Origin of the sequence: Thiomicrorhabdus marina (assembly GCF_017571465.1) — a bacterium.
Classification (GTDB): domain Bacteria; phylum Pseudomonadota; class Gammaproteobacteria; order Thiomicrospirales; family Thiomicrospiraceae; genus Thiomicrorhabdus; species Thiomicrorhabdus marina.
Map to the genome: position 1 here is coordinate 1 of NZ_JAGETV010000044.1, position 11,530 is coordinate 11,530.

Consider the following 11,530-nt stretch of genomic DNA (forward strand, 5'->3'; position numbering starts at 1 on the left):
ATCGCTATGGTTAAGAAGCCTAACAACGAAGTGACGCTTCCAAACCTCGCCCGTAGGGGCTTTGCAAAATTTGGTTAAGCGGTGTTGTCTCTTTTTGTCAGGTCTAGACATGACCACAAACAGACGCCTTGCTTAGCCTAAATTTTACTTTGCCTGAAGCCATTTGGACTTGTTCTGCGCTTCCCTAAGCTTCACCGAGTTTTGCTCCGGCGGAAGGTTTGCCGGATTCCGTGGTGCCTTTAGAACCATACAGTTTGACTTTCTGGTCTTTGCCGGTAATAAGATCAAGTGTAAAACGGTTGATTTTACTCAGGGTCTGCACTGAGATGCCATTGGCTTGATTAAGTTCAAAACTCTCTGTCAGTTTATTTGAAAGGTTTTGCAGAGCAGAGAGTGTTGTTTGATCAAGTTTAGCAATTGCATCGTTTTGAGCGCTGAGCAAAGTTTGTAAATCGCAATCGAATTTATCTAGAGCGGGGGCGACTTTTTGCGATGCTTGTTCAAGCTTCTGAGCAATTTTCTGTTTGTTTTCGGAAATCGTTTCAATCTCTTGAACCGTACCTTTGGCGATAATCTTCGACTCTTCCTGTAAGCATGCAAAAAAGTCATCGACTACTGGTGATAGCAGTGAGATGACTTGTTTTACGGTTGAGTCAAAAGTGTTCGAAGCCACAAGGTTTCCTTAAATTGTTAGAAGCGTGCGAACATCGCTTCGGTTTGCATTAACTTGTCAGCTACTTTTTCAGCATCGACTTTGTAAGAACCGTTATTAATCGCTTCGCGCAGCTGTGCGATACGATCCGAATTTTCAGAGTGAACATTCATTGCTTTTTGTTCCAAAGCGCGTAATTGACCCTGTACATCCGTCAAAGTTACTTTATCGACATTGCTTTCAATTTCGCTGGTAGCCGCCGGCTTCGAAGAAGCCACGTCCCCATTTGCAGGTTTTGCAGGGTCATTATTTCGACCACTGACTGCTGGGGTATTTATATTTTTAATATCCATTTTATTAGCCTCTTGATAAATCTAGAGTCGGGTTTATGCTGTTTTAACTTTTAACAACTCACCGCTGTTAATGGTTATAGCGGCTACTGTTAGAAAAACTTTAGTAAAAATTGTAAAAAATTAAATTTTTTTTACATTCAGTGCTTTTTCTACAGTAACGCGTGTGTAAATCGTTTGAAAAAAGACTTCAGTCATGTCCTAACCTATTCTTTTTATTTGAAATTTACAATAGCACAAAGTTTACCATAATTGATCTCAATCTCTATAACGGTACATTCGATAAATTCTTTAGGGTACGTATACCGTGTTTGGAGCAATAACTATGCCTCGAATCAGCTTGCCGGATGACAAGTTTTTGACGGCTACCTGCTCGTCTTTGACCGCATTGTCTTGGGCGATTCCACGAGTTGTCACTTTGACTGCTCCAATATTGGTGACAATGTTGACCGCGCGTTTCTTAAATACAATAAATGCCGGCTGTAAATCGCGAATACGTAATGGCGTATTGGTACCAATTGCTCGTTTGGTTCGCATACCAATAGCCGTTTCTGCACGTTCTAAACCGCCGCGAGGTGCATTTCGATAAGGCATGAGAATCTCTTCTATATCTTGTGCGCCAATGGTGCTCTGTTTTACTAAGGCGCGAGTGGTTACGACAACCTTGGTTTTACCGTTAACCTCAGCCGGAATGTAAACCTGCCATTTTGGCGCCTCGCAACTGACGCCAATAGTCATACGACCTAAATAGTCATCAGGATTACGGTCGTTTAACTGTAGTTCGCTTTGGCATTTTCCAAGGCGTAAATTACTACTCAAAGGACGTACGCTGATTTCCGCTTCATAAACTTCCTGCGTCGGGTTGCTGTTGGTTTTTTCTTTGATATAGTCAAAAACCAGTCGTTGCAGTTCAGTTAATGACTGTTGTGTATGCTGGTTTTCTTGAGAGTAACTGTTCGGCGATACGGATAACAGTAGGAGACAAATAAATGTCAGCAGTATCCGAAAAGTTGTTGTTTTGTCGCATCCAATCATAATTTCAAGGTTTGCTTGTGAGTGATAAATCGTTCCAAGCAAATTAGATGCCGATAAATAGAGTCACCGTTTTTTGGAATGTTGGCTTATGCTTTGCTTTACATCCTGTATTCATCAAAATACGGGTAATCTGCCTGAATTAACATCTTGGCAGAGCCTTTATTACACTGGGTTTTCGGCATGCGGCAAGTTAAGATAATAACTTGCCGTTTGATCGGAACCACAGTCAGTCTTGTACAGGATAAGGAGAAATTCATGTCTAGCTTTTTAAAAGGGGTGGATCAGCGTACGTCGCTCGCCGGCATGAACCGTATGGAATTGTTGTTGTTTACGATACGTGGAGCACAGCTGTTTGGGATTAATGTTTTTAAGGTAAGGGAAGTCATTCGCACGCCAAAAATTTCTCCGGTTCCGAAAGCGGACTCTCGGATTGTCGGGGTAGCCGATATTCGTGGTCAGACCATGCCGATGATTGATTTGGCGATGGCATTAGATTTAGAGCCGATCGCGCCGGAGAATTATTCCGAGAGTTTAACTATTGTCACCGAGTTTAATAGTTCCATTCAAGGTTTTCTGGTCGAGGATGTGGATCGCATTGTGCATTTGCGTTGGGAAGATATTTTGCCGCCGCCGGAGACTTTACAGAATATCAATTACCTAACCGGTATTACTCGTGCGCAAGATCAAATTGTCGAGATTGTCGATGTTGAGAAAGTGTTAGTGGAAGTCTCCGGTAACCGTTCGGAAATTTCTGAAGAGTACGTCAGTAACACGGAAATTAAGACCAAAGGCAAAAACTTCTTTGTGTTGGGTGCGGATGATTCCGCAGTCGCGCGTTCACAGCTCAAGAATATTCTCGAGAATCTTGGTATTTCTTTCAAAATCGTTAATAACGGTAAGCGCGCTTTGGAGTTATTACAAGGTTGGGCCGATGAGGCGGATCATGGTAATGCTTTGCCGGTTAGTAAAAGGGTTCTGATGGTCATTTCGGATATTGAAATGCCGGAGATGGATGGTTATACATTAACTTCTAGTATTCGCAAAGATGACCGTTTGAAAGATTTGTATGTGGTGTTGAACTCGTCGCTAAGCGGTGGATTTAATGACAAGTTGACTGAAAAGGTCGGTGCGAATGTCTTTATCTCGAAATGGCATGCAGACCAGTTGGCGAAAATCATTGTGGCGCGTATTGATGCGATTTCCGAAAGCGGCTCTAAGGCCGGTTAATGAATTGGGTAAGACAAGTGAAGTGGTTATCCGTTTTTAAGGCTTTTATCGGGTCGGCATTGCTCTGTTCATTGGCGGTTACCCAAGCACAGGCCTTCGATTTCGATTTTTTTAAAAGTTCTGAAGCTGAGCAGGAGTGTTTGCCGAATGTTAAATACCAGCGTAATGCTCAAGGTGTTTGCGAACCGATTCCTGAGTCAAAACCCATCCAGCAAGAATCTTCGCAAACTCCAATGGCTATTCAACAAGAACCTAAAGCGTTGCCGAACTGTTTTGTGGTTAAAGGGCAGGCGCCAACCAAAGATGTGGCTATAGAGTTCGCCAAAAAAATGGCGATTAAGGATGCATTGAAAAACGCCACCATGCAACGCAATGTGGAAGTGAATAGCGATATTACTTTGCAGAATCAATCGGTGCTGTTGGAAAACGATCGTTTTGTCAGTCGTTCGCATGTTGAGAGTTATACCTTAGTCAGGGAAGGGCTTGAGGATCCATATGATATGTATGGTCAAGACAAACCAAAACCGCTGAATTATGAGGTGGAGCTGGATGTTTGTCTAAGTTCTAAGCGTGGTATGTGCCAGGATTTAAATGGTCGATCATATTATCCGTCGGTAGTCGTTGCCCCTTTGGCGGTTGAAGATGTTGCCGGCGCGCGCGATTTGCGCAATCTGGTAAATGGTTATCAGCAAGAGTTAGATCGCCGTATGCAGGATGCAGGGCAAAAGAATGTACATTTGTTAAAGCGCAGCATTGATGTTCAAGAAAATCGTCGGATTACTCCAAATCTAGATCAGCAACTATTGACCAATCTTTATAACGACACAGGTGCCCAGTATGCAGTGCTGAGTGTTTTGCGTTCCGCAGCGAGTAAGCGTGAAGATCAGGGATGGGGGACGCAGATTCAGCGTTATTACAACCATGCTTTAGAAGATGATAGTCGTTATATCGAAGTAGATTGGTACTTAGTTGATTTATTAGACAAAAAAGTGGTTCATCAAGCGCGAAACGGTTTTGATGTGAAAGGTCATGTGCGTGTTAGTCGCGACCGCATGTTTGGAACCAATGCTTTCTTTGCTACCGATACCGGTAAAGCTTTTGATCAGTTACTGAAGCAACAAGCTGATAATGTGCTTGATTATCTACATTGCAAGCGTGTTGCTAGCGAAGTAATCGATATTCGTGACGGAAAATATTATCTGTATCTAAATAATCAGTCTGGCGTGCAAGTTGGAGACGATTTGGCGGTTTATCATCGTATTGGTGCTCCGGTAAACTTCGCCGGTAGAAATTTGGGATCGGAGTACGAACCAGGTGCTTTTTTGAAAGTAACAGAACTTCACCCTGATTTTGTGGTTGCTGAATTGGAAGTGAGTAAAAACGTCGTGCAAATCGGCGACCGCGTTCGCCCTTGGTAAAAATCCCAAGTAACGCCTAATTCTGTTTAAGTAATAAAGATTGTTTCACTAGGTTCGTAATGATCGTCATTGCGAGTAACGACTTCTTACAGCGGCAAACTTTTCCGTAGCAATTCATGCGTACGATGGGTTTGTCGTCTTTTGTTTTTCTATTCTTAAAACCTTTCTGTATCTGCTGTTATCGGCGGTTTTTAAATTTTCTTTAGGTCTTTTGTTCTAAAAATACAACTTTTGGCATCATCCTTGTTACATCCCTTGTTAGTTTAAACGATTTAATGTCAGAAATTTGTTAAGTCTGTGGTGGCAATAAAATTTTGGCAAGGGAGAAATGGCATGGCCGATTCGATTTTTGGAATTCATGAAAGAGCGCTACAGGTTCGTACTTTGCGTGGCGAAGTGCTGGCAAGTAATTTAGCCAATGCAGATACGCCGAATTATAAGGCGCGTGATGTCGACTTCCGCCAAGCCTTAAGTGCCGAACAGGATAAGTTTTCTAAAGATACTCTGCCAATGACCAGCACGAGTGGTAAGCATATGAGCGGCGAATCACTGATGAACACTCAAGATTTTTTAAAGTATCGCATGCCGACACAGCCTTCTCTAGATGGTAATACGGTCGAGGCGCACATCGAAAAAGCGCAATTTATGGAAAATGCGATGCAACATCAAGCGACCTTGGAATTTATTGATAGCAAAATTCAAGGTATTCGTGGAGCTTTGAAAGGCGAGTAGCCCTTAAGGATTTAGGAGAGAGTTATGTCTTTATTTAATGTTTTAGATATTTCCGGATCAGGGATGCATGCGCAGACTGTGCGTTTGAATACCATCGCCTCGAATATGGCCAACGTTGATAGTGTCAGCTCCAATAAAGAGGATACCTATCGTTCCAAGCAGCCGGTTTTCCAAACCATTCTCGAAGGTAATATGAATGAACCTGCGATGGGTGTCCGTGTTAAAGAAATTGTCGAAAACCAAGCGCCGTTAAAAATGGAGTACAGCCCAAATCACCCGATGGCGAATGAGGAAGGTTATATCTTCCGCCCGAATGTTGATGTGACCGAGGAAATGGCAAATATGCTATCGGCATCGCGTTCTTATGAAACCAATATCGAAGTAATGAATACCTCAAAACAACTCCTGCTGCGTACTATCCAGCTAGGCAAGTAATTTTAGAGATTAAGGAGTTTTAAGATGGCAGATTATACCGTTCCAACAGCAACCGGCGCGACCACAAGTACCAGCTATATCGAACAATCGCAAACCAGTTCAAATCCAGCTGCGTCAGCACCAAATAACGCGCTAGACCAAGCAGACTTTTTGCGCTTGCTAACCACTCAGCTGCAGAATCAAGACCCATCTGATCCGATGGATCCAACCCAGTTTGTCACTGATATGACTCAAATGAGTCAGTTGGAAGCGACCACCAAAATGAATGAATCTATTTTGGCAATGACGACCAGTTTCCAAAATATGCAGACTATGCAGGCAGCCTCAATGATCGGCAAAAACGTACAAGTTAACGGTAACGATTTTTCTCATACAGCGGGAGAGCCTTCGCCATTAACGCTTAATTTAGATCAGCCGTTACAAGATGTCACCGTGGTTATCTCCGATGATGACGGCATGGTTCAAGAGATATTTTTGGATGATCTATCGAGCGGTGAAGAAATTGTTGATTGGGACGGACTAGATCAGGACGGCAATCAGCGCGGCTCGGGCGTTTACAGTCTAACTGTGTACGGCACTGATGAAGAAGGTGAAGTACAAATGGTAGATACCATTGTCGGTTCTCGCGTCAATACGGTAAGTATTGCCGATGACAGTACCGTCACTTTGACACTGGCAACCGGTGAGCGTGTTTCGATGGACGAAGTACGTGAAATTGGTGGGTAAACCAATTTAACAGGCGGCGAAAATTGCCGCTTTTAATGCGATTTTTGGCTTAAAAAGTTGGCATCGCAATTGCTAAAACCAGTTCAACAATAACGAATTAATTTACAACACTTGCCCGCTATCTGTATTAACGGCCAAGAAGTTAAAACCTTTAATAAAAAGGTTTTAAAAAAACAAAATAAGACACACAAGGAGAATGATCATGGGTGTAGCTTACGATTTAAACGCTTTAAGTGGTATTAATGCAGCGTCAAGCGGCTTAGGTGTTATTTCTAATAACTTGGCAAACTCACAGTCTGTCGGTTTTAAAAGTTCGCGTGCCGAGTTTTCCGACCTGTTTTCAGGCGCACAAAACTCACCGGGTAATGGTGTGCGTGTAGACTCAATCACTCAAGATTTTAGCCAAGGGACTATTACCGGTACCGGACGTGAACTGGACATGGCCATTGACGGCGAAGGTTTCTTTGTATTGGAAGACGTTAGTGGTCGTTATGAAAATATCTTTACTCGGAACGGCTCATTTAAACTCGATAAAGATGGTTTTTTAACTGACCAGACGGGCAATAAAGTACAAGGTTTTAATTTAAACTCAACCCTATCTACGGAAACTAATCCAGTGTTTGATACCAGTTTGGCATCTATTGATTTGGATGAGTTAAATAAAACGCCAAAGGCCACCGATGAAATGACCTTTGATATTAACCTTAACGGGGAGGCGGAGACTAATTTTTACGCTGGTGGCCTGAATAGTGGTGGTACAGATGATAGCTCAGTAGGGTCAGATGATAGCCTTCAGCAGCTGTTATATCCAGAATCAAATGCCGGTCCGTACCAAGGGTTCCCCGATTTTACTACCAAGAAAACCATTTACGATAGCTTAGGTGGCGAGCATACGTTAAACGCTTCGTACTACAAACGTGATGTGGTTGATGTAGCCGATTCGCAGACTGATGCAAACGGTGCGGTTTTAGGTGCCCCTGGTGATCCGGGTGCAGTTAAATACACCTCTTGGATTGTCCAATACACTGTGACAGATGCTGAAGGAAATATTACAGGGCATTTAGCTGGAACGGATGGTAATTTATTAGCGCCAGATGGAACTGGTGCTCAGGCGGCTGGTCAAGTATACGAGTTGCGTTTTGATACAAATGGTAACTATATGGGCGCTTACCAGCCGATTGATTATAAAGATGGCATCTCAGACCCAACGACAGTGACTGGTGCAGCAGATCAAGATCCAGGTTCAACCGCCCCTGTGTTGAATGCTACAGATTTAAGTAGTGGGCCTGGTTGGGTTGCTGTCGGTACGCCGACAACGGGTCAACCAAGTTTGAACTTTGTGATTGACAGTCCATTGACTGGTGCTACCGACCCGCTTGGTGGTGAGACGACGACGCCTGATAATTTCCAGATTGCGCTAGATTTCAATGATATGACACAATTTGCTGGAACGAACAACCTCCGCGGCGTAACTCAAAATGGTTATTCAACGGGTGATTTGATTGGTTTGAATACCAGTTTAGATGGGGTTATTGAAGCGCGTTACTCGAATGGTCGTTCAGTTCCAGTTGCTCAGTTAGCAATGGCAAACTTCACTGATAAAAATGCGATGACGAAATTGGGTGGTCAAACCTATGCTGAGTCATTTTCATCAGGTGCGGTACAGCTAGGCACTGCGCAGAATTCAGGTTTCGGTTCGATTAATGCCGGTTCTCTTGAATACTCGAATGTGGATGTTGCCGGTGAATTGGTCAATATGATCCAAACACAGCGTACGTACCAAGCGTCTGCTCAAGTTATCTCGACTTCGCAGCAGCTAACGCAAACTATCCTACAGCTATAGTTAATTAGCGAATCTACTAGGCCGGCACTTTTTGCCGGCTTTTTTATGTTCTGAATATTCTCTTCCGTTAGCTTCTTTAACGGCCATTTCTAAATATCTTTAGAGAAATTTTTTCTAAAAAACGCTCTTTTTTGGCACGCTCTCTGCTGAATACCCTTTGAAAAAGATAAGTGAGTCAAATCGCTAACACATAAGGGAACTTTTTTAATTAAAAGTTAATCTCAATGGATTGAAAATTGACACTGTAGTGTCACCAGAGATGTTGAGCAGGATGCGGTAAACATCTCCGAGAGTTTTACATGAGTGGGTCGCGATAGAAAAATGAGGGAAAATTAGTCTGATTTAGGCGAGAAACGCAGGTAATAGCTAGCTATTGGCCGGTTTTTCAACAACAAGCAGGCAAATTTTAACCATTTTTATTTGTGAATCTATCTTGTGTAAAGCTCTCTCTTTTTAATTTTTTACGTTGGAGTCTGAATTATGGATCGGATGTTATATGTGGCAATGAGTGGCGCTAAGGAAGTCATGCTTTCGCAGGCGAATAACTCGAATAATTTAGCAAATGCCAATACCGATGGGTTTAAGAAAGACTTCAATATTTTTCGAGCACAGCATATGGAAGGGCCGGGGCAGCATACCCGCGCTTATGCCTTGGATGAGCGTCCGGCAACGGATTATACGCCGGGCGCGATTAAGGTGACTGGTCGTGAATTAGACTTGGTAACGCACGGCGATGGTTTTATGGCCGTGCAAACGCCAAGAGGCGATGAAGCCTATGTTCGTACTGCCAGCGCACAGGTTTTACCGAATGGCGATATGGTTGATGTTAAAGGGAATCCGATTTTAAACGAAGGCGGTGCGCCAATTAATGTGCCACCTTATGAAAGCATTACCATCGGTGACGATGGAACCATCTCGATTGTTCCTGCCGGTGCACAAAGTAATCAGCAAGTGATTTTGGATCGCTTGCGTTTGGTGAAACCGGACGTGCAGAATTTATATAAAGGGTTAGATGGTTTTAGCCGTCAACGCGAAGGCTCGCCGGAATTGAACCAAGAAAATGTTGCGGTAGTGAGTGGTGCTTTAGAAACCAGTAATGTCAATACTGCGGAAGCGCTGGTCAATATGATTGAGCTGTCTCGTAAATACGAGCTACAAGTCAAAATGATGGCAACCAGTAAAAACCACGCACAGAAATCCGACTCATTGTTGTCGGTACGCTAGTAAAGTTTAGGAGATAAGATTATGAACCACGCACTCTATATTGCCAAAACGGGTTTAGAGGCTCAGCAATTTCGACTTGCTGCTATCTCTAATAATATTGCTAACGCCAATACTTATGGTTTTAAAGCCGGTCGTGCCGAATTTAATGATCTGATTTATCAAAATGTTCGTCAGCCGGGGGCGCAAGCTACTCAAGATGAAGCGAATACACTGCCATCTGGCTTGCAACTTGGAACCGGTGTAAAAGCAATTGGGGTTCAAAAAATCCACACCCAAGGTAATGTCATGGTGACGGATAATCAGCTGGATTTGATGGTTGAAGGCAAGGGCTTTTTCCAAGTGCTAGATCAGGATGGAAATTTGATGTATACCCGTGACGGCTCTTTTGAAGTCAATCAAAACGGTGACATCGTAACCTCTTCGGGTTATTTGTTAGAGCCGAATATCAATATTCCTCAGGATACGACTGAAATTTCCATTACGAATGACGGTGCGGTGTTTGTGTCGCAGCCTGGTAATGTTGGGCAGAACCAGATTGGTCAAATTGAATTGGCAACTTTTATTAATCCGGCAGGTTTGGAAGCTCTTGGTAAAAACTTCTTTGCGGAAACGACTGCGAGCGGTGCGCCAAATATCAATAACCCTGATACCGCTGAAGCCGGTTCGGTTCTGCAAGGTGCTTTGGAAGCTTCTAATGTGAATACGGTAGAAGAGTTAATCGGCATGATTGAAGCGCAGCGAACTTATGAAATGAACTCGAAAGCGATTTCTGCCGCCAACGGCATGATGCAGTACTTGAATAACAACACCTAATAGCGTTTTTGACTAGAAAACGTTAAGGAGGTCTTATGAATTACACAATGAAAACATTTATCGCCGGACTTGGCTTAGTAATGGTTGCACAATTGACTGGTTGTAGCAGTACGCCGCAGCGTCATCAAGAATTAAATTATGCGCCGAGTTATCCGGTGAATATCCCTAAACCGCAGCAGCCAACCAATGGGTCGCTGTATCAGCCGGGGGCGATGACGTTATTTGATGATTCTCGTGCGCATCGGATCGGCGATATTATTACTATTAATCTTGATGAAAGTATGACTGCCAATAAAAAAGACGAGGCCAAATACGACAAATCCAATAGTCAAGATTATGGCATAAGTGCGCCATTGAACATTACTTCTCCAGGAGGCGTTGTCGGTAGTGTGGTTGGTGGTGTTAGTAATGCCACAGTTGGTCTTGGGCTTGGTTACGGATCGAATGGTTCTTTCTCAGGCAAGAGTGATGTTAAGCAGAACTCTAGCCTAAGTGGCTCAATTTCGGTGACGGTTGTAGAGGTGATTCCCAATGGTAACTTGATGATTCGTGGCGAGAAGTGGATCACCATCCATGAAGGGGATGAAGTCGTACAGTTTGCCGGTATTATTCGCCCAGACGATATTCAACCGGATAATACGATTTCGTCACAAAAAGTCGCTGATGTGCGCTTAGTCTACAAAGATGTTGGCATGAGCGGCGATACTGCCCGCGCTGGTGTGGCAACCGAATGGTTGAATCGTTATTGGCCGTTCTAACAACAAGCAAGATAAAGAACATATTTAGGGAAACGCAGAACGAGTCCAAATGACTTCAGGCAAAGTAAAATTTTGGCTAGGGAAACGCAGAACAAGTCCAAATGACTTCAGGCAAAGTAAAATTTAGGCTAAGCAAGGCTTCTGTTTGCAGTCATGTCTAGACCTGGCAAAAACAGATAACACCGCTTAGACAAATTTTACAAAGCCTCTGTGGGCGAGGCTTTGAAGAGTAACTTCGTTGTTAGCGCTCTCAACCATAGCAAAGGCTATGCTTATCAAACGCTGCCTAGAATTTATCTCTTCAAACTCCTCGCTGA

At 43.4% G+C, this 11,530-nt stretch carries 12 protein-coding genes; 9 read left to right on the forward strand and 3 right to left on the reverse strand.

Going from position 1 to position 11,530, the window contains the following annotated elements; genetic code table 11:
* Window positions 1-184: 184 nt before the first annotated feature.
* The 3 genes from flgN to flgA form a co-directional block, all read right to left on the reverse strand.
* The gene (flgN, locus tag J3998_RS12745; protein WP_208151050.1) at window positions 185-673 is read right to left on the reverse strand and encodes a flagellar export chaperone FlgN; all 489 of its coding nucleotides are present in this window, start codon (window positions 671-673) and stop codon (window positions 185-187) included.
* A 17-nt stretch (window positions 674-690) separates the two neighbouring features.
* The gene (gene flgM, locus J3998_RS12750) at window positions 691-1,005 is read right to left on the reverse strand and encodes a flagellar biosynthesis anti-sigma factor FlgM (protein ID WP_208151051.1); all 315 of its coding nucleotides are present in this window, start codon (window positions 1,003-1,005) and stop codon (window positions 691-693) included.
* Window positions 1,006-1,293: 288 nt separating this feature from the next.
* Entirely contained in the window at window positions 1,294-2,079 is a 786-nt protein-coding gene (flgA, locus tag J3998_RS12755) for a flagellar basal body P-ring formation chaperone FlgA (RefSeq protein WP_208151052.1), read from the reverse strand.
* Window positions 2,080-2,292: 213 nt separating this feature from the next.
* Between flgA and J3998_RS12760 the strand changes: the two genes are divergently transcribed.
* From J3998_RS12760 to J3998_RS12800, 9 genes are all read left to right on the forward strand, one after another.
* Window positions 2,293-3,264 (forward strand): chemotaxis protein, encoded by a 972-nt coding sequence (locus J3998_RS12760; protein WP_208151053.1) that lies wholly within the window; start codon window positions 2,293-2,295, stop codon window positions 3,262-3,264.
* Entirely contained in the window at window positions 3,264-4,682 is a 1,419-nt protein-coding gene (locus J3998_RS12765; protein ID WP_208151054.1) for a hypothetical protein, read from the forward strand. Before J3998_RS12760 ends, J3998_RS12765 begins: the two co-directional genes overlap by 1 nt.
* Window positions 4,683-5,015: 333 nt before the next feature.
* Complete coding sequence (gene flgB, locus J3998_RS12770; RefSeq protein ID WP_208151055.1) at window positions 5,016-5,414, forward strand: flagellar basal body rod protein FlgB; 399 nt, start codon at window positions 5,016-5,018, stop codon at window positions 5,412-5,414.
* Window positions 5,415-5,438: 24 nt separating this feature from the next.
* Window positions 5,439-5,849 carry a flagellar basal body rod protein FlgC gene (gene flgC, locus J3998_RS12775; protein WP_208151056.1) on the forward strand — a complete coding sequence of 137 codons (411 nt, stop codon included), beginning with the start codon at window positions 5,439-5,441 and terminating at the stop codon, window positions 5,847-5,849.
* Window positions 5,850-5,873: 24 nt separating this feature from the next.
* On the forward strand, window positions 5,874-6,575 hold the full coding sequence (locus J3998_RS12780; protein ID WP_208151057.1) for a flagellar hook assembly protein FlgD: 702 nt from the start codon (window positions 5,874-5,876) through the stop codon (window positions 6,573-6,575).
* 202 nt (window positions 6,576-6,777) lie between these two features.
* Window positions 6,778-8,418, forward strand: a complete 1,641-nt coding sequence (locus tag J3998_RS12785) for a flagellar hook protein FlgE (protein ID WP_208151058.1) — start codon at window positions 6,778-6,780, stop codon at window positions 8,416-8,418.
* Window positions 8,419-8,898: 480 nt separating this feature from the next.
* Window positions 8,899-9,642 (forward strand): flagellar basal body rod protein FlgF, encoded by a 744-nt coding sequence (locus tag J3998_RS12790; protein ID WP_208151059.1) that lies wholly within the window; start codon window positions 8,899-8,901, stop codon window positions 9,640-9,642.
* A gap of 21 nt (window positions 9,643-9,663) precedes the next feature.
* Window positions 9,664-10,455 carry a flagellar basal-body rod protein FlgG gene (gene flgG / locus J3998_RS12795; protein WP_208151060.1) on the forward strand — a complete coding sequence of 264 codons (792 nt, stop codon included), beginning with the start codon at window positions 9,664-9,666 and terminating at the stop codon, window positions 10,453-10,455.
* A 35-nt stretch (window positions 10,456-10,490) separates the two neighbouring features.
* Window positions 10,491-11,213 carry a flagellar basal body L-ring protein FlgH gene (locus tag J3998_RS12800; protein WP_208151061.1) on the forward strand — a complete coding sequence of 241 codons (723 nt, stop codon included), beginning with the start codon at window positions 10,491-10,493 and terminating at the stop codon, window positions 11,211-11,213.
* The last annotated feature ends 317 nt before the right edge of the window (window positions 11,214-11,530 follow it).

Bases quoted from the DNA above. Each gene is read 5' to 3' on its own strand.
- flgM (WP_208151051.1), bottom strand. From the start codon at position 1,005: ATGGATATTAAAAATATAAATACCCCAGCAGTCAGTGGTCGAAATAAT.
- J3998_RS12760 (WP_208151053.1), top strand. From the start codon at position 2,293: ATGTCTAGCTTTTTAAAAGGGGTGGATCAGCGTACGTCGCTCGCCGGC.
- J3998_RS12765 (WP_208151054.1), top strand. From the start codon at position 3,264: ATGAATTGGGTAAGACAAGTGAAGTGGTTATCCGTTTTTAAGGCTTTT.
- flgB (WP_208151055.1), top strand. From the start codon at position 5,016: ATGGCCGATTCGATTTTTGGAATTCATGAAAGAGCGCTACAGGTTCGT.
- flgC (WP_208151056.1), top strand. From the start codon at position 5,439: ATGTCTTTATTTAATGTTTTAGATATTTCCGGATCAGGGATGCATGCG.
- J3998_RS12780 (WP_208151057.1), top strand. From the start codon at position 5,874: ATGGCAGATTATACCGTTCCAACAGCAACCGGCGCGACCACAAGTACC.
- J3998_RS12785 (WP_208151058.1), top strand. From the start codon at position 6,778: ATGGGTGTAGCTTACGATTTAAACGCTTTAAGTGGTATTAATGCAGCG.
- J3998_RS12790 (WP_208151059.1), top strand. From the start codon at position 8,899: ATGGATCGGATGTTATATGTGGCAATGAGTGGCGCTAAGGAAGTCATG.
- flgG (WP_208151060.1), top strand. From the start codon at position 9,664: ATGAACCACGCACTCTATATTGCCAAAACGGGTTTAGAGGCTCAGCAA.
- J3998_RS12800 (WP_208151061.1), top strand. From the start codon at position 10,491: ATGAATTACACAATGAAAACATTTATCGCCGGACTTGGCTTAGTAATG.